The sequence below is a fragment of the Actinotignum sanguinis genome (genome assembly GCF_030230305.1).
Taxonomy (GTDB): domain Bacteria; phylum Actinomycetota; class Actinomycetes; order Actinomycetales; family Actinomycetaceae; genus Actinotignum; species Actinotignum sanguinis.
Genome location: NZ_JASPCQ010000006.1, coordinates 1 through 17,708, shown reverse-complemented (window position 1 = coordinate 17,708; position 17,708 = coordinate 1). Strand labels below are relative to the sequence as shown.

The window sequence follows — 17,708 nt, the reverse complement described above, 5'->3', positions numbered from 1 at the left end:
GGGGAGTAGGGCATGTCGGAATCGCAAGGTCCGCGGGTACTATCGCGGCTATCGTGGTTGACCGGACGTACGGCCAGCCAGGTTCCTGATGCCCTGGAACCCCTGATGCGCGCCCTGGGTAATGTTGATAAGGAACGCATTATTCGGGCGTATAACGTGGCGGAGGAATGCCACCGCGGCCAGAAGCGGCGCTCAGGAGAGCCGTATATTACGCATCCGGTCGCGGTGGCAACCATCCTCGCCGAACTCGGAATGGATGAGGACACCCTCGTCGGTGCCCTCCTCCATGACACAGTGGAAGATACCGGATATACCCTCGAACAGGTCCGAGAAGATTTCGGTTCCACCGTGGAACTCCTCGTGGACGGGGTTACGAAGCTCGATAAGGTCGAATACGGGGAAGCGGCGCAGGCGGAAACCGTACGCAAAATGGTTATCGCGATGTCCAAAGACATCCGCGTCCTTCTCATTAAACTTGCCGACCGGCTCCATAATGCCCGCACCTGGCGTTTCATGCCGCAGGAAAAGGCACGCTCCAAGGCGCATGAAACCCTGGAAATTTACGCGCCTCTCGCGCACCGCCTCGGCATGAATTCCATTAAATGGGAGCTCGAGGATCTTTCCTTCAAAACCATGTATCCGGAGGTCTACGCCGAAATCGAATCCCTGGTGCAAGAACGCACCCCGGAACGCGAGGCGTATATCGCGAAAATCAAGGCCATTTTAGAGCGGGAGCTCAAGAGTTCCCATATTAAATGCACGATTACCGGCCGCCCGAAGCACTATTACTCCATCTACCAGAAAATGATTTTGCGGGGTAAGGACTTCGAGGATATTTATGACCTCGTGGGAGTGCGGGTGCTGGTAGAAACTATCCCGGATTGCTACGCGGTGCTGGGTGTTGCCAATACGATTTTCACGCCGATTCAGGGGCGGATCAAGGACTATATCACCACCCCGAAATTCAACCTCTACCAGTCGATTCACACCACGGTTATCGGCCCGGACAACCGCTCTCTTGAAATCCAGATCCGCACCTACGATATGCACAGGCGCGCCGAATACGGCGTGGCAGCGCACTGGCGGTACAAGGAAAACCCGAATGCCACCAAGCGCGGGGGCGGGGCCGCGAAAGTTGATGAAGAAACAACGCAGCTCAACTGGTTGCGCCAGTTAGTTGATTGGCAGCGGGAAACCGCGGACCCGGCCGAATTCCTCGAGTCGCTCTCCTATGAGATCTCCGGCAACAAGGTGTATGTGTTCACCCCGGCTGGGGAAGTCATGGAGCTTCCCACCGGTGCGACCCCGGTTGATTTCGCCTATGCCGTTCACACAGAAGTGGGGCACCGCACGGTGGGTGCGCGGGTGAATGATCGGCTCGTCACCCTCGATCACAAGCTGGAATCCGGGGATACGGTTGAGATTATTACCGCGAAAAGCCCGGATGCCGGGCCTTCCCTCGGCTGGCTTGATTTCGTGGCCAGTCCGCGCGCCCGCGCCAAGATCCGGGTGTGGTTCAAGAAGAGCCGCCGGGATGAAGCGGTGGAGGAAGGCAAGGATAAGCTCGCCCGCGCCATTCGCAAGCGCAATCAGCCCGTTCAGCGCCTCATGAGCCATGACACGCTCGCGGAAGTCGCGCGAGAAGCTGGGCGGAGTTCCGTAGATGACCTGTATGCAGGTATCGGGGAAGGGGATATTTCCCCCGAAACGGTGGTGCGTAACCTTATCACCTCCCAGGGCGGGCAAGCCGGGGTAGAAGAGACTCTCGCGGAGGCAGTGACCCCGAACCGTATTTCGCGGCGGCGGAGCACGGCTAGTACCGATAATGCCGTGGTGGTTCAAGGCATGGAAGCCGGGGACGTCATGGTCAAACTGGCTCGCTGCTGCACCCCGGTTCCCCCCGACGCCATCGTCGGTTTCGTGACCCGCGGTTCAGGGGTATCTATTCACCGCGCGGATTGCCCGAATGTGGAGCAGCTGCAAAAGCAACCGGAACGATTCCTCGAGGTGCACTGGGCTGACGATTCCGAAGCTGTGTATGTTATTCAGGTCCAGGTGGATGCTCTGGATCGCCAGGGTTTGCTCTCCGATATTTCTCGGGCGCTCCTGGATAACGGCGTGAATCTCCTGGCTGGCAATATGATGACCACGAAGGAACGCATGGTGCGTAATACCTTCACCTTCGAGATGGCCGATCCGCACCACTTGGCCCGGGTTCTGGCAGATCTACGCAAGATTGAAGGCGTATACGATGCCTACCGGGTGACTAATTCCAAGCCCGCTAACCAGCGCCGGGTAGAGCCCCCGCGCGCGTAGCACTGCAACAGCTAGGGCGAGGAACCCGCTTAGCGCTGGGCAATAGCACGCACAGCCGCACGCGCTGCGGCGAGGTGCTGCCCGGTTAGGGTTTGCGCCGCAGCTTCCCACTCATGAGCTTCTAGAAGGCGCCGCCGTGCTACCTCCAAAGCGCAGGAAATCGCCACGTCCAGCTCCTCCTGGCGAAAAATATCCGTGATTGTGCGCGGTAGTGTGGTCAAGTATAATCCGGCTATCGATTGGCGCTCCGCGGGCGCTGGCTTGCGCACACCCCGCGACTTCGCTCGCACGCTACAGATCCGCACCAGCCGGTCCGCTGGCCAATAGCCGGTATACACCCACAAGGCGCTCAGAGTGATGGCGATGGTATCCCGCCCCAGCACCGGCGCAAGAAGAGAAGCCCGCAGCACCGAATGGGTGGCGCAATCAGCCGCGCACACCAGCCCGGGCGCATATTCCACCAGCAAACCAGCGTTAACATCCAGGCGCTGCACCGCATCCACATACATATCGAGAGTGTGCGATGGCAAAGAAAATAACGCAAGCCGCTTTCCCCAGGCGGGGAGAGCGGCTTGCGTTTATCCACAGGTAGGTGAAGTTACAGATCCTTATTTACCTGCTCAAGCCAGGCCACGCGGGCGGCCCGTGCTTCGTTCAGCTCGGTGAGCTTCTTTTCATCGCCGGCCTGGCGTGCCTGGGCAATCTCCTCATCGAGTTCCGCGATAAGCGCTTCGAGCTGGGCGGCCATCCCGGATGAACGCTGCTGCTTTTCCGGATCGGTACGGTTCCAGCGGTCGTTTTCCGCCGCGCGAACCTTCTCCTCAATTTCCCGCATCCGGCCCTCGGTCCGGGCAATATCACCGCGCGCCACGAAACCGATCGCATCCCAACGCTCCCCGATCTCACGGAGCTTTTCGCGGGCTTCATCCACATCGGTGATGGGCAACAGGGCTTCGGCCTCCGCTACCAATTCGAGCTTCGCGGCCAAATTTTCCGCGTACTGGCTATCCACCTGGCTGAAATGCGCATCCCGAGCATCGTAGAAAGGTTGGCGAGCGGCCATGAAACGCTCCCAGAGCTTATCGTCATCGCGGCGCCCGGCCCGCCCGGCCCGCTTCCATTCATCCATGAGTTCGCGGTAGCGATCCCCGGTTTCCCGCCAATCGGTTGAGGAAGAGAGCGCGGCGGCCTCCGCGATGAGCTTTTCCTTGGTGGCCTTCACCTGGCTGCGGCGCACATCCAGTTCCTTATAGTGGTTGCGCCGGGCCCGATCAAAGGTGGAGCGGGCGGTCGCAAAACGCCGCCACAGCGCTTCTTCGGTGGGGCGATCGATGCGTGCCCCCTGGCGCTGGGCCCGTTTCCAACTCTCGAAAAGATCATTGAGCTCAGCGCGGGTATTCTGCCAGTGAATAGTGTGCGGATTTGCGTTGGCGAGTTCCTCAGCGCGTTCCACAATCTGAGTGCGCTCCTGGAGGGCAGCTTCCTTGGCAGCGGCGCGCTGGGCCGCGTATTCCTTGGCGCGCACCGCCACGACTTCTTCGAGCTTATCCAAGCGAGTGCGCAGCGCCGCGATATCGCCCACGGCGGCCGGTTCAGCCAGTTCCTTGCGCAGGGACGCGATTGACTTGCGGCTTTCTTCGGGGGATACGTGGTGGGCGCGCGTTTCTGCCAGGCTTACCTGGGTATCCAGGTCAATATAGCGGCGAATGTAGAATTCCAGGGCATCATCTTCGGTGCCGGAAGCCGCGTAATGGCCAACGACCCGTTCGGTATCCCCATCCTTAAGCCACACCTTCCCTTCGTCGTCCACGCGTCCGAAAGGACGGGCTTTGGCGACGGCGGCCGGATCCAGCGGCGCGGGAGCGGGCTGAGCGGGATGAGCTGTGGACATTGTTACTCCTTGTGGAGAAAGAGGCGTGAGGTACACGCCGCGGGACAACTTTAATTCTTACGGTATACCACAATTGTGCCACGGAGAAAGGGATTCCGGGTGCCAGTAGGAAAAAATCGGGAGAAAGGATACGGTTAATGCATGATTTTCTTGCGGTATTCCAATACTGCCCTGGAGGCGAATTGTTATATCATGGCCGACCCTACGCATCGGGTAGCCCTGGTTGTTGATGCGGGAGCTGGCAGTGCCGCGTGGGTAGAACGCGCCTTGTCAGCCCGTAATTTGCGCCTGGGTGCCGTACTGGCTACGCATGGGCACGGGGATCACGTCTGGGATGCCGGGGTGGTGGCCGGCTCGAGCGTGCCGTGCTTTATCGCTGAGCCAGATGTGTACCGGCTGGATAATCCGATCGCTCATGCTTTTTACGCCCCGCTTGTTCTGGCCGCCACCGGGGGGCGTTCCTGGGTGAAACCAGAGAAGATCGTGCCCCTTCCCGAAGCCATATACACGGAGGGAACGGAACTGGTTCCCGGCGTGCACCTGCGCGCCATTGCTGCCCCCGGGCATACCGAAGGCTCGACAGTTTTTCTTTTCTCGGGGCGTTTCGACGCCGATCCGGAAACCCCGCAGCTTCCCGATTGGGGCTTTGGGGAGAATTTCATGATCACCGGAGACGTGCTCTTCCGGGACGGCGTGGGCCGCACCGACCTCGAGGGCGGGAACGATGCGCAGATGCGCGCTTCCTTGCGCACCATCGTGGCCAATGTGGAAGGCTCCACGATTTTCTTCCCCGGCCACGGCAAACCCTCCACCCTGGCGCGCGAACTCAAAGCCTCGCCGTACCTGCGCGCTTATATCGCGATGAAGTGAAAGAATAGTACCTATGAAAATTGCGCCGATCTCCGGTTTCCCCGAATGGCTCCCGCAAGCCCGTATTGTGGAACAGAAAGTTCTTGACACCCTGCGCTCCACCTTTGAACTCCACGGTTTTTCAGGAGTGGAAACTCGCGCCGTCGAACCTATGGATCAGCTGCTGCGCAAAGGCGAAACTTCCAAAGAAGTCTATGTGCTGCGCCGCCTCCAGGGGGAGGAAGGCCAGGATTCCGGCCTCGGTCTGCACTTCGATCTCACCGTGCCGCTGGCCCGCTACGTGCTGGAGAACGCCGGAAAACTTGATTTCCCCTTCAAGCGCTACCAAATCCAAAAGGTCTGGCGCGGCGAACGCCCCCAGGACGGGCGCTTCCGGGAGTTTTACCAGGCCGATGTTGATGTGGTCGGCCAGGATACCCTCGCCTTCCACCACGATATTGAGCTGCCCCTCGTCATGGTCGATGCGCTGAGCAAGCTTCCCATCCCGCGGGTGCGGGTGCGCGCCTCGAACCGTAAACTCGCCCAGGGCTTCTACGAAGCGATCGGGCTGGAGAATACCGAGGAAACCCTGCGAATCCTGGATAAGCTCGACAAAGTCGGCCCCGGGGTGGTGACCGAGCTGCTCTCCGAACACGTGGGGGCAAGCGCACAGCAGGCGCAACTCGCCTTGAGTTTGGCGGGCATCACAACCGAAGATGCCTCTTTCGTTGACAAAGTCCGCGCGCTCGGTGCGTCGTCGTCGCTTTTGGACGAAGGGCTGGAAGAACTAGCAACACTCGTAACCGAAGCGAATTCTCTCATACCCGGTTCGGTCAGCGCGGATCTGTCTATTGCGCGCGGCCTGGACTACTACACCGGTTCCGTTTTCGAATCGACGGTGGAAGGGCACGAAGACCTCGGTTCGGTATGCTCGGGCGGGCGCTACGATAACCTGGCGACGGCCGGTAACCGCAGCTATCCGGGCGTGGGCCTGTCCATCGGGGTCTCGCGCCTGCTCGCGCGTTTCCTGCACCAAGATCTGCTCCGCGCCAGCCGCAAGGTTCCCACGGCCGTGTACGTGGCGGTCAATGACGAATCGGAACGGCACCACGCCTCCACCATCGCGGCGCGGTTGCGTTCGCGCGGTATTCCCGCGGACGTGTCGCATAATGCCACGAAGTTCGGTAAGCAGATCAAGGCGGCCGATAAGCGCGGCATTCCTTTCGTATGGTTTACGACGGCGGAAAGCGAGCAGGTCCGTGATGTGCGCTCGGGCACCCAGGTCCCCGCCGATCCGGATACCTGGACTCCGCCGGAAGAAGATCGCTACCCGCGGGTGATTATGCCGTGAGTCGCCTGTCTTCCCTCGAGCGGGTACGCCAGGCGCTAGGCAACCTGAGATTCCCGCTGCCCACTCCGGGTGCGGTAGACGGGCGCGATGCCCGCACCGACGGCATCCACCAGCTTGATGACTACGTGCTCCCGCGCCTGCGCTCCCTGGACGCGCCGCTGGTGGCCGTGGTGGGCGGGTCTACGGGTTCGGGTAAATCTGCCCTGGTGAACGCCCTCGTGGGTGCCTCTGTCACGCCGTCTTCCGCACTGCGCCCCACTACCAGGATCCCGGTGCTCGCCCATGCTCCCGGGGAGGAAGCGTGGTTTTCCGGCGACCGTATTTTCCCCGGGCTGGCGCGCCTGAGCGGCGCCGGCGCAGCGCTTGCGCACGAACGTTCCGATGCCGGCGCCAGTGCAGCGGAGGCGAGCGGCGAAATCCGCTTGGTGGAATCACCTCGTGTCCCGCGGGGACTGGCCCTCGTGGATTCTCCGGATATTGACTCGGTCGAGGGAGGCAACCGCAGGCTGGCCGGCCAGCTTCTCCAAGGGGCCGACGTGTGGGTTTTCGTTACTACTGCCGCGCGCTATTCGGATGCGATTCCCTGGGCCCTTCTTGATGAAGCAGCTGAGCGCAATATCGTCATTGCGGTTGTTCTCAACAGGGTGCCGGTTGGGGATGCCGCGGCGATTCGGCCCGATCTGATCCGCAGGCTTGAGGAACGCGGCTTGGGAAGCGCTCCGCTCTTTGTCATAACCGAGTACCCGGGAGCGCCGGGCATTCCGGAGGCCGACGTGGCTCCGCTGCGCGAATGGCTCGCCGGGCTCTCCCGCGATGAACGTTCGCGCGCCTCGGTAGCGCGCCAAACTCTGACCGGGGCGCTCGGTAGCCTGGCCGATACCTGCGCCCAGGCTCGCGATTCCTATCTGGAACAGATCGAGGAAGTCGAACGTTTAGAAGCAGCCGTCAATGCCGCGCTGGAAGAAGCACGTGCCAGTATAGAATCCGGCATCGCGGATGGCACCGTGTTGCGCGGGGAAGTGCTGCGCCGCTGGCATGAGATGCTCGGCAGCGGGCAGTGGGCACGCGCGCTGCAAGCAGGCGTCACGCGGTGGCGTGACCGGCTGAGCTGGCGGCGAACCGCTGGCGGGAATGCGAGCGAGGACTCCGTGGGGGAGGCCATCGAAGATTCCCTCACCGATATGCTCCTCACCGCGGATGCCAGTCTGGCCGCTTGCCTCACCACCGAATTGGAGCGCAGCGCAGCCGGTGCGGGAATAGTCCTCGCGGTTGAGTCTCGGAGTGGGGAAACGGGCTCCCAGCGCGATAGCGCGGCTCGCCGGGACGCTGCCGGAGCCCTGGTTCGCGATTGGCGCCGTGCTCTCACGGATATGCTCGGTGAGCAGGGGCGCGGCAAGCAGTTCACCGCACGCTTTGTTTCGCTCGGTATTAATGCGGTGGGCGTCGCGCTCATGCTCGTTGTCTTTGCCCACTCCGCCGGCCTCACCGGCGGGGAAGTAGCTATCGCCGGGGGAACGGCCGTGGTGGCGCAGCGCGTTTTGGAAGCTATTTTCGGCGACGACGCTGTTCGCCGCATGGCCGCTACCGCCACCGAGGATCTCCTCGGGCGCACCGCGGAGTTCTTCGCGGACACCGCCGCACCCTACCGAGAGGAAATCGCGCGTTTGGGAATCAGTAAGGGTGCTCTGAGTGAGCTGGATGAAGCGATGCGCAGCGCGGAAGGGAGGCGCGGATGGATCTTCCCACTGGATTAAAGAACCTGGAGCAGGCCCTCGACCTGGGCGGCGACTACCTTGATGGGGCAGTGCGCGGCCAGGCCCGCGATGTGCTAGCCCGGGCGCGCCAGCGCGGCCTGGTAGGAACCGAACGCACCGTGGTGGCTCTGGCAGGAGCCACCGGTTCGGGCAAGTCATCCCTGCTCAATGCCATTGTGGGGCAGGAGGTGGCCGGGGTGGCCGCCACTCGGCCGGCTACCCGCACACCCCTGGGGGTCTCGGGGCGCCACGCCTCTGACGTTCTCGATTGGCTCGGGGTGCGCGAACGTAAAGTGCTGCTGCAGCTAGCTCCCGATACCACCGCCAATCTGGTGCTCGTGGACCTGCCGGATATTGATTCGACGGCGGATACTCACCGCGCCCAGGCCGAGCGCATTATCGCGCGGGCCGATGTGGTTATCTGGGTGCTCGACCCGCAAAAATACGCCGATGCTGTGGTTCACGAAGATTTCCTGGCAGCAATGGGTGAATATCATTCTTCTCTCCTCATCGTTATCAATCAGATTGATCGCCTCAGCGCTGCTGATGAAGAAGCTATTGTGGCTGATCTGGGGCGTATTCTCGCCGCCGAAGGCGTGAGTGCGGATATCGTGGCGGCCTCTGCACTCACCGGGGTGGGAGTCGAAGAAATTCGCGGAGCGCTCGTGGAAATCGCCGCGGGGAAGAGAGCCGCGGCGGAAAAACTCGCCGCGGATGTGCGGACCGTGGGCGCGGCGCTCACGGAGAACCTCGTTGATCAAGGCGGATATCCGCGTGACCTCACCGATATTGCCGGGGTGGATGACCTTGTTACCGGGCTGGCTCGGGCCGGCGGCCTGAATTCGGCCGCCCGGGGCGCCGCGGACAACTACCGCAGGGCCGCCCGGCGCGCGACTGCTTGGCCGCTGCTGCGCGGATGGGGGAGGCGAGCCCTTCCTGGCGGTGGGAAGGGAACCGGCGCGGATCTCATGCGTAGTTCGGTAGCGGGAGTTACGTCTCATTCGTCTCATTCGGGTGTTATGTCCGATGCGGGGGCCACGTCATATGTGGCAGATGGCTCTGGCGCAGTGGCGAGCTCCGGAACCGTGGAAAAAACTAGGGTAGCGCTGGGCGAATTCATTGCGCAGGCCGCCCGATTCCTCCCGCGTTCCTGGCGTGGGGCGGTGCGCGATGAAACTTCCCGGCAAGCCGCGCGGCTTGCCGATAGCGTCGCGCGGATTATCGCGCGGGAAAGCCAGGCTTGGCACCGTCCGCGCTGGTGGGGCGTCGCAGCTGCCCTCCAGTGGCTGGCTTTTGCCGCTCTGGTGCTGGGCGCCCTGGGAATCGGCGCTGGGATCATCACCGAAGCTGGGGGAGTAGCCCTCCCGCTGGGGCTGCGCCGGGCCAGCCTGATGTGCGTGGTGGCCGGCGCCGTATGCGGCGTCGTCGTAAGTATGAGCACGCGGGCTGCACGCACGCACGGAGCGCAACGCGTTGAACGCCAGGTGACCACCCGGGCGCGCGGCGCTATCGACACGGAGGTGCGCGATACCGTACTTGCACCTTTCCGCACGGAAATGGAACGCTACCGAGACTTTGCGCGCGCCGTGGCATCATTAATGCGGGTGTCTGCCTGACTCGGGCCGGCACCCGCCGCGTGTAATGCAAAAAATTGCATCAGCGCGTATGATTATAATGCAAGGGGGCGCGGGCCGTCGGTTCGTGTTCCCGGTGATGCGAAAGGATCATTGTGACCGCCGGAATTCCTTCGAGTCGCACCGCCCGCCAAGGGCTTATCGCCTCGATTCTGGAAGCTCATCTCATCGGTTCCCAAAATGAATTACGGGAGTATCTCATACGTGCCGGGGTGGATGTCACCCAGGCCACGCTCTCCCGTGATTTAGACGATTTGGGGGCCGTGAAGATCCGGGTGGACGGATCGATGGCATATCGCATCGCTGACCAGACGATGGATACCGGGGAGCGCCTGGCGCGGTGGGCTCGTGAAATACTGCTCAGCGCCGAATGCGCCCTCAACCAGATCGTGCTGCGCACCCCGCCCGGGGCCGCGCAGCTACTCGCCGCCGGGATCGATCGGGCGCGCTTGGACGGCGTGCTCGGGTGCGTTGCCGGAGACGACACCGTGCTGGTCATTGCCCGCAGCGAAGAACGCGCGGTAGAGATCAGGCAACACCTCCTCTCAATGGGGGAGAAAAAGGAGTAATAATGGCGAAGGAGCGGGTAGTTCTCGCCTATTCGGGCGGACTGGACACCTCGGTGGCGATCGGCTGGATCGGGGAGCGAACCGGAGCTGAAGTGATCACCGTTGCCGTGGACGTAGGCCAGGGCGGCGAGGATCTGGAGACCATTCGCCAGCGCGCCCTCGATTGCGGGGCCGTGGAGGCCTATATCGCCGATGCCCGCGATGAATTCGCCAGTGAATACTGCATGCCGGCCCTCAAAGCCGGAGCGCTCTACATGGACGCCTACCCGCTTATTTCCGCTATTTCTCGCCCGGTTATCGTCAAGCACCTGGTGGCTGCGGCTCGGCAATTCGGGGCGAACACGGTGGCGCACGGATGTACCGGAAAAGGTAATGACCAGGTTCGTTTCGAAAACGGTATTACCCAATTGGGGCCGGATCTGGCGTGCCTCTCCCCGGTGCGAGATCTCGCGCTCACCCGCGAATTCGCTATTGATTACGCCAATAAGCATAATTTGCCCATTGAAACGACTCACCATAATCCCTTCTCCATTGACCAGAATGTGTGGGGGCGGGCCATTGAAACCGGGTATCTCGAAGATCTGTGGAATGCACCCACGAAGGATGTGTATACCTACACGGATGATCCGACCTATCCGCCGCTGCCCGATGAAGTGATCATCACCTTTGAGGGTGGTATTCCGGTCAAGATCGACGGCGAAGCCGTCACTCCGTTGCAAGCTATTGAACAACTCAATAAGCGAGCCGGAAAGCAGGGGATTGGCCGGATCGACGTAGTGGAAGACCGCTATGTTGGCATTAAGTCCCGCGAGATTTACGAGGCACCGGGTGCCATGGCGCTGCTCACCGCGCATAAGGAACTCGAGAACGTGACGATGGATCGCGAGCAGGCGCGCTTCAAGCGCACCGTCGCGGACCGCTGGGCGGATATCGTATACGAAGGCCAGTGGTTCTCACCACTCAAGCGCTCCCTTGACGCTTATATCGAAGATACCCAGCGCTATGTCTCCGGTGATATTCGTATGGTTATGCATGGTGGGCGCGCTACCGTGACCGGGCGGCGCTCGGAGGCGTCGCTTTACGATTTCAACCTGGCTACCTATGATGCCGGTGACTCCTTCGACCAGTCACACGCGAAGGGCTTCATCGAATTGACCGGGCTGCCCGCGAAACTTGCCGCCGCCCGCGATGTTGCCTTCGGGCGCGGGGTGGCTATCCCGCCCGCGCGACTGAACTAGCGCGGTGCGCCCGCGCGGCTGTATCTAGAACGGGGGCCGAGGTCGTCACGACCTCGGCCCCCGTTTTTACTTCGGTGCTTGATGATGCGTTACTTCGCTTCGCGGGCGTGCAGCATCGCGGGCGAGGCAGGCCGGCGCATGAAAATAATCGAGACAGTGAGAGCAAGTGCCACGATAAAGCAGATCGTCCCCATGGAAGCCGCGTAACCCGTGAACCAGGCACCGGCCCCGCGCGGGGTTCCCTCGTTGACGAAGGCAAAGAGAATCGCGGTCACCATCGCATTGCCGATAGCGGTGGTAATGCGCTGACTGGTTTGCTGCACCCCGCCCGCGGTACCGCCGTGGGCGGGCGGAACGTCAATCATTGCCTGGGTCTGATTGGCCGAACCAATCACGCCAATACCGAAGCCGAAAACGCAGATGGGGAGGGAAAGCCACCACGGACTCCACCCCGAATAGGCAATTCCGGCGGCCAGCGGAATACTCGAAGCGAGCGATACCAGCGCGAGCGCGAAAGCGCCCGCCTGGATATGCCGACCCCACGCCACCGCGTAGCGCCCTGCCCACACCGAGGCGTAGGCCGAGGCAATCGCGTTGGGCAAGCCGAGGAGCCCGGCCTGCAAAGCATTGAATCCCATGCCCTGCTGGAGATACATCGCCAGCACCACGAAAACAGATGTTGTTCCCAGGAACTGGATGGCGGTAATGGAGGTGCAGAAACTGAAGGATTCGATGCGGAAGAGGCGCAGATTGACCATGGGAATCCGTCCCCGTTTCGCATAAGAATGCTCCCAGAGCACCCAGGCCAGCCCGAGGAGGGCCCCGCCGCCCAGCAGTGCCCAGCGCCAGGCGAAGTGGGACATGAAGGGCAGCATGAGGCAGAGCACCGCGAGAGCCAGCAGGGTCATCCCCACCGGGTCAAGGTCGAGGCGATGCCCGCGCCGGCGGCCGACCGGTTGGCCCCGACGTTCCATTTCTGCCCGGTAGGCGGCATCGATTTTAGCGGCGTCGTCGCCAATAGCGCGCCGTTCTTTGAGGAAGGGCAGCAAGAAAATACCCAGCCCCAAACCAAGCAAACCGAGCGGAACGTTGAGAATAAAGGACCACCGCCACCCCACGGGCCCGAAGATCTGCACGAGGCTCCCCGAGAGTAGCGGCCCCACGGCGACCGAGGCGGAAACGGCCAGGCCCATATAGGCGAAGGCTTTAGCGCGGGCGTGACCGTCGAAATACTGCATGATCATGCCGGTGACCTGGGGCGAGAAAATCCCCGACCCGATGCCCTGGAGGGCGCGCGCGATATTGAGGATAAACGCGTCGCTGGCCACCCCGCACAGTAGCGAACCGAGCGTAAACACCGCCATCCCGATCATCCACAGCGAGGAGCGTCCGAAGATATCGCCCAGGCGCCCCGCGGGAACCAGGAGCAGCCCGAAAGCTAGGGAATATCCGGAGAGCACCCACTGAATATCACCGCGCCCGGCATTCAGGCCCGTTTCGATAATAGGAAGCAGATTATTAACCGAGCTGACCTGGATAAGCGACATGACAAGCGCAACGATGAGCACCACAAGGAGCTTATTGCGGTCATACGTTCGGTCCGAACCCGGAATCGTGAAATAACGCGTATTTTCCATTCCATCCTTCACAACAACGCGCACGCTGGCGGCATAGATATAGCCGTGAGACGAGCGCAACCTAGCTCCGGTAACTCTGCGATGCTGTGGTGTACAAAGGTGAGCGGCGGGGACGGCAGGTAGCCGAACACCCGGCCGCATGCACAAAAAGAGCCCGCACTGAGGCGAGCGAGCAGAGACAGCAGTCCCGGTACGGGTGCCAGCATAGCAGCATTCCCCGGCAATGCCAGCTGTGACGAATCTTGCGCTGTGGCCCAAGCGTGGGAGAATACCCGTATGGATACTTCACACAAGACTTCAGAAGATATGCGCCTCGCGGATACTGCCGCGGCTGCCACGCTGCGCACTCAGCTCAACCACCGCACCATTCGTGATTTTGATGGCCGGCCGCTCGGGGAGGAACTTACCGCCACCCTGGTCAAGGCCGCGCTGCACGCCGCCACCTCGCAGGGCATGCAATACGCAAGCATTATTCGAGTGCAGGATCCGGCCCGTCGCCAGGCCATCGCAGAAGTCTGCACCCAGGCCTACGTGGCGCAGGCACCTGAACTGTGGATTTTCGTGGCGGATACGCGCCGTGCCTGGCGCGTGTGCCAGGAGCAGGGCGGTGAGGGTGCCGGGGCCCGCAGCTATGACGCCTTTAACGCCGCGGTTGCGGATTGCATGATCGCGGCGCAGAACACCGTGGTGGCCGCGGAAAGCCACGGCTTGGGTACCACGTACCTCGGTTCTATTTTGAACGACGCCGAACGCATCTGCCAGGTGCTCGAATTGCCCGAACTCACGTTCCCGGTTATTGGCCTCATCATGGGCTATCCCGATCCGGAACGCATCCCGGCGCTCAAGCCCCGCATGGATGCTGGGCTGCGCGTTTTCACTGACCGTTACCAGGAACCGGAATCCGCGGTGGAATCGCTGCGCGAGTACGACGCCGCCATCGCGCCTTGGGTGGATATCCGCTACGGAAAGCCGGTCGGCCCCTTCACCGATTACGTGCCTACCCGGCTGAGCGGTTCGGTGGCGCGGCGCGGGCGGTTATTGGCCGCCATCGGCGCGCAGGGATTTGACGTGGCACTTCCCGCGGAAGAATAGTGGAATATCGGTGAGAGGGCACCCAATTTCCCGCGGGGGAGTTGCGGAACTTCCCGCCCGAAAGTGAGGGTGTTTAGAATAGTGCAATGACTGAACATCTTGCCCTCTGGGGTGGGCGCTTCAGCGGTTCCAGCGCTGACGCCCTGACCGAACTTTCACGCTCGACTCATATTGACTGGCGCCTGGCACCCTACGATCTGGCCGGGAGCCACGCCCACGCCCGGGCGTTGGCCGGGGCAGGACTCTTGGACGATTCCGAGCTCGCCGCGATGCTGGCCGCGCTGGATACGCTCGGGCAGCGGGTGGCCAGTGGGGAACTCACGCCTTCCCCCGATGATGAAGATGTGCATACCGCGCTGGAACGTGCCCTGCTGGCCGAAGCCGGGGCCGAGCTGGGAGGGAAGCTTCGGGCTGGACGCTCGCGCAATGATCAAATCGCCACGCTTATCCGCATGTACCTGCGCGACGCGGCGCGGTACCTGAGCGAAAAACTGCTGACGGTGGTGCGGGCGCTCGTTTCGCAGGCCGAACGCGCCGGCGATGCGGTTATGCCCGGGCGTACCCACCTCCAGCATGCCCAGCCGGTGCTGGTAGCCCACCATCTGCTCGCCCATGTCTGGCCGCTATTGCGTGATATCGGGCGCTGGCAGGATTGGGATAAACGGGCCGCGTATTCGCCCTACGGTGCCGGGGCGCTGGCGGGGAATACCCTGGGGCTGGACGCTGCGGCAATCGCGAGAGAACTAGGCTTTAACGCCCCCGAACACAATTCCATTGATGCCACCGCAGCACGGGACCTGGTTGCCGAATTTAGCTATATCTGCGCCCAGATCGGGGTGGATCTCTCGCGGCTTTCCGAAGAAATTATCCTGTGGAATACCCGCGAATTCCGCTTCGTCACTCTTGATGATGCCTACGCGACCGGATCCTCGATTATGCCGCAGAAAAAGAACCCGGACGTAGCCGAATTGACCCGCGGCAAGAGCGGGCGCCTCATCGGTGATCTGGCCGGATTACTAGCTACCCTCAAGGGGCTCCCGCTCGCCTATAACCGAGATCTACAAGAGGATAAAGAACCGGTTTTCGACGCCATCGATACCCTTGACCTCCTCCTCCCGGCAGTGGCGGGCATGGTAGAGACCATGGTGCTTAACTACGAGCGCATGGCCGAGCTGGCACCCCAGGGATTCTCCCTTGCCACCGATATCGCCGAGTGGTTGGTGCGCGGCGGGGTACCTTTCAGGGACGCGCATGAAATTTCGGGTCGCGCGGTCGCCTTCTGTGAAGAGCGCAGCATCGAATTATGGGATATGAACGACGACGAGCTGCGCTCCATCGACGCGCGGCTCACCGCGGATGTTCGGGATGTGCTCACGGTGGCTGCCTCTGTGGGGGCCCGGCGCGGGGTGGGGGGAACCGCACCGGAGCGTGTTGCGGAGCAGTTGGCCACTGCGCGGGAATCCATCGGGCGCGCGGAGGGCTTTGCCCGCAGCGCGACCGGTGCGGCGTCGTCGTAAAAAGAGATAGTGGCAGGAATAAACCGGGCGTGATAACGTCCGGACGTGACGTTACGGAAAGGCCCGTGGCGCGCGAAGTACAACGGAAGGACACGAGACGTGAAGGACGTTCTTGAGGAACTGGAATGGCGGGGGCTGATCGCCCAGCATACGGATATTGACGCGCTGCGTAGCGCGCTGAACTCCGGTCCGGTCACCTTCTATTGCGGTTTTGATCCGACGGCGGCTTCGCTGCACCACGGTCACCTTGTCGCGGTGAAGCTGATGCGGCACCTCCAGCTGGCCGGACACCATCCACTAGTACTCGTGGGTGGGGCGACCGGGCTCATCGGGGATCCGCGCCCCTCAACAGAACGCACGCTTAATCCACGTGACACCGTTGCTCAGTGGGTGGAATCTCTGGCCGGGCAGCTGCGCGGTCTGCTGGATTTCGAGGGTGATAACCCGGCTCGGCTCGTCAATAACCTCGATTGGACCGGGCAGCTTTCCGCGATTGATTTCCTGCGTGACCTGGGTAAACATTTCCGGCTTGGGACGATGCTCTCCAAGGACATTGTGGCGCGGCGCCTGGAATCGGATGAAGGTATTTCCTACGCCGAGTTTTCCTACCAGGTTCTCCAGGCCAATGATTACCTTGAGCTGTTCACCCGTTACGGTTGCACCTTGGAGGTGGGCGGGAACGACCAGTGGGGCAATCTCGTGGGAGGCATGGACCTCATCCGCAAAGTGACGGGCGAATCGGTGCACGTGCTCACGAATCCGTTGATCACCAAGTCGGATGGCACAAAGTTTGGGAAATCCGAAGGCGGAGCCGTATGGCTCAACCCCGAGATGCTTAGCCCCTACAAGTTCTTCCAGTTCTGGCTCAATACCGCCGACGAAGACGTGGTGCATATGCTCAAGGTCTTTACTTTCCGGACTCGGGAAGAAATCGAGGAGCTGGCTACCGCGGTGGCGGAGCGTCCCCAGGAACGGCGGGCACAACGCGTGCTTGCTCAGGACGTGACGGCCTGGGTGCACGGCGCAGATATTGCCGAACGGGTGGACAATGCTTCGCGCGCGCTTTTCGGTGGCGACGGTTTGGCAGCTTTGGATGCCGATACCTTGCGCGACGCCGTAGCGGAGCTGCCGCAGGCGACGGCGCCCGTGGGAACTCCGATTCCGGAGCTCTTCGTGGCCACGGGCCAGGAACGGGGCCTGGGCGCCGCGCGGCGTACCGCGAAATCCGGCGGCCTGAATATCAACAATCGCAAAGTTGGAGAGGCTGACGTTCTCAGCGCCGACGATGTTCTTCCCGGGGGCGTCGTGGTGCTGCGCAAGGGCAAGAAAAACCTCGCGGTTATCCGTGTTACGGAGTAAATAGCGATGTAAAGAACGGCTCTCGCACGCGCGGTGGGCTAGGTAGTGGCGGCGTTACCGGTGGTGGTAGCGCCGCCACTTCTGTAGACGGTGGACGAATAGGCCAATGGCGGGATAGCGGCGTAGTTAGGGATTTTTGCCTGATTTTCTGTGCGGTTTTCTTTGGTTTTTGGGGTGTTTGGGTGGGGTGTGGTGGGTGTCTCGTTGGTGTGGTTTGTGTTTTGGGTGGTGGGCTTGTAAGCTTGTTATCCGTCGCCGAGGCCCGGGAAACCGGTAAGCGGTGACAGGATCCCTTGAGAGTGGCGTGGTTCACTGGGGCTGGGTTTGAAATCCTGGCTGGGTGGTGCTAAGCTAACAGGGTTGCTCTTTTTGAGTGTGATTGTTTCTCTTGCGTGTGATTGCCGTGGTTTTATCGGGTGGTTGTGCGTGGGGTGTGGGCGTGGTGTTTGGATGCTTAATAGTGTGTCTGACTATTTATTTTTTACGTGATATTTTTTGTTC

The 17,708-nt window shown here is 61.7% G+C and carries 12 protein-coding genes and 1 pseudogene; 10 read left to right on the top strand and 3 right to left on the bottom strand.

The window, feature by feature from the left end; genetic code table 11:
- Nucleotides 1-12: 12 nt before the first annotated feature.
- The gene (locus tag QP828_RS04490) at nucleotides 13-2,316 is read left to right on the top strand and encodes a RelA/SpoT family protein (RefSeq protein WP_274733599.1); all 2,304 of its coding nucleotides are present in this window, start codon (nucleotides 13-15) and stop codon (nucleotides 2,314-2,316) included.
- A 29-nt stretch (nucleotides 2,317-2,345) separates the two neighbouring features.
- Here the strand turns inward: QP828_RS04490 and QP828_RS04485 are convergent, their stop codons facing one another.
- A complete protein-coding gene (locus tag QP828_RS04485) occupies nucleotides 2,346-2,825 on the bottom strand; it encodes a hypothetical protein (RefSeq protein ID WP_274736529.1) in 480 nt (159 codons plus the stop codon).
- A gap of 89 nt (nucleotides 2,826-2,914) precedes the next feature.
- Nucleotides 2,915-4,207: a DUF349 domain-containing protein gene (locus tag QP828_RS04480; RefSeq protein ID WP_126134834.1), complete on the bottom strand. Its 1,293-nt coding sequence runs from the start codon at nucleotides 4,205-4,207 to the stop codon at nucleotides 2,915-2,917.
- A gap of 141 nt (nucleotides 4,208-4,348) precedes the next feature.
- Between QP828_RS04480 and QP828_RS04475 the strand changes: the two genes are divergently transcribed.
- From QP828_RS04475 to QP828_RS04450, 6 genes and pseudogenes are all read left to right on the top strand, one after another.
- Entirely contained in the window at nucleotides 4,349-5,077 is a 729-nt protein-coding gene (locus QP828_RS04475) for an MBL fold metallo-hydrolase (protein WP_274733596.1), read from the top strand.
- 13 nt (nucleotides 5,078-5,090) lie between these two features.
- The gene (gene hisS, locus QP828_RS04470) at nucleotides 5,091-6,407 is read left to right on the top strand and encodes a histidine--tRNA ligase (RefSeq protein WP_274733594.1); all 1,317 of its coding nucleotides are present in this window, start codon (nucleotides 5,091-5,093) and stop codon (nucleotides 6,405-6,407) included.
- Nucleotides 6,404-8,161, top strand: coding sequence for a dynamin family protein (locus QP828_RS04465; RefSeq protein WP_274733593.1), 1,758 nt, complete (start codon nucleotides 6,404-6,406; stop codon nucleotides 8,159-8,161). The genes hisS and QP828_RS04465 overlap by 4 nt, the downstream gene beginning before the upstream one ends.
- A pseudogene (locus QP828_RS08790) lies at nucleotides 8,140-8,670 on the top strand (dynamin family protein); the annotation flags it as partial. The gene QP828_RS04465 and the pseudogene QP828_RS08790, both read left to right, overlap by 22 nt.
- 1,220 nt (nucleotides 8,671-9,890) lie before the next feature.
- Nucleotides 9,891-10,364 (top strand): arginine repressor, encoded by a 474-nt coding sequence (locus QP828_RS04455; RefSeq protein WP_126134839.1) that lies wholly within the window; start codon nucleotides 9,891-9,893, stop codon nucleotides 10,362-10,364.
- A 2-nt stretch (nucleotides 10,365-10,366) separates the two neighbouring features.
- Entirely contained in the window at nucleotides 10,367-11,602 is a 1,236-nt protein-coding gene (locus QP828_RS04450; protein WP_274733589.1) for an argininosuccinate synthase, read from the top strand.
- An 89-nt stretch (nucleotides 11,603-11,691) separates the two neighbouring features.
- Here the strand turns inward: QP828_RS04450 and QP828_RS04445 are convergent, their stop codons facing one another.
- A complete protein-coding gene (locus tag QP828_RS04445; protein WP_274733588.1) occupies nucleotides 11,692-13,239 on the bottom strand; it encodes an MFS transporter in 1,548 nt (515 codons plus the stop codon).
- A gap of 276 nt (nucleotides 13,240-13,515) precedes the next feature.
- Between QP828_RS04445 and QP828_RS04440 the strand changes: the two genes are divergently transcribed.
- The 3 genes from QP828_RS04440 (at nucleotide 13,516) to tyrS (ending at nucleotide 17,207) form a co-directional block, all read left to right on the top strand.
- Entirely contained in the window at nucleotides 13,516-14,331 is an 816-nt protein-coding gene (locus QP828_RS04440; protein WP_274755826.1) for a nitroreductase family protein, read from the top strand.
- 86 nt (nucleotides 14,332-14,417) lie between these two features.
- Nucleotides 14,418-15,848 (top strand): argininosuccinate lyase, encoded by a 1,431-nt coding sequence (argH, locus tag QP828_RS04435; protein ID WP_274733585.1) that lies wholly within the window; start codon nucleotides 14,418-14,420, stop codon nucleotides 15,846-15,848.
- A 99-nt stretch (nucleotides 15,849-15,947) separates the two neighbouring features.
- Complete coding sequence (gene tyrS, locus QP828_RS04430) at nucleotides 15,948-17,207, top strand: tyrosine--tRNA ligase (protein ID WP_126134844.1); 1,260 nt, start codon at nucleotides 15,948-15,950, stop codon at nucleotides 17,205-17,207.
- The last annotated feature ends 501 nt before the right edge of the window (nucleotides 17,208-17,708 follow it).

Bases quoted from the DNA above. Each gene is read 5' to 3' on its own strand.
- QP828_RS04490 (WP_274733599.1), top strand. From the start codon at position 13: ATGTCGGAATCGCAAGGTCCGCGGGTACTATCGCGGCTATCGTGGTTG.
- QP828_RS04485 (WP_274736529.1), bottom strand. From the start codon at position 2,825: ATGTATGTGGATGCGGTGCAGCGCCTGGATGTTAACGCTGGTTTGCTG.
- QP828_RS04480 (WP_126134834.1), bottom strand. From the start codon at position 4,207: ATGTCCACAGCTCATCCCGCTCAGCCCGCTCCCGCGCCGCTGGATCCG.
- QP828_RS04475 (WP_274733596.1), top strand. From the start codon at position 4,349: ATGATTTTCTTGCGGTATTCCAATACTGCCCTGGAGGCGAATTGTTAT.
- hisS (WP_274733594.1), top strand. From the start codon at position 5,091: ATGAAAATTGCGCCGATCTCCGGTTTCCCCGAATGGCTCCCGCAAGCC.
- QP828_RS04450 (WP_274733589.1), top strand. From the start codon at position 10,367: ATGGCGAAGGAGCGGGTAGTTCTCGCCTATTCGGGCGGACTGGACACC.
- QP828_RS04445 (WP_274733588.1), bottom strand. From the start codon at position 13,239: ATGGAAAATACGCGTTATTTCACGATTCCGGGTTCGGACCGAACGTAT.
- QP828_RS04440 (WP_274755826.1), top strand. From the start codon at position 13,516: ATGGATACTTCACACAAGACTTCAGAAGATATGCGCCTCGCGGATACT.
- argH (WP_274733585.1), top strand. From the start codon at position 14,418: ATGACTGAACATCTTGCCCTCTGGGGTGGGCGCTTCAGCGGTTCCAGC.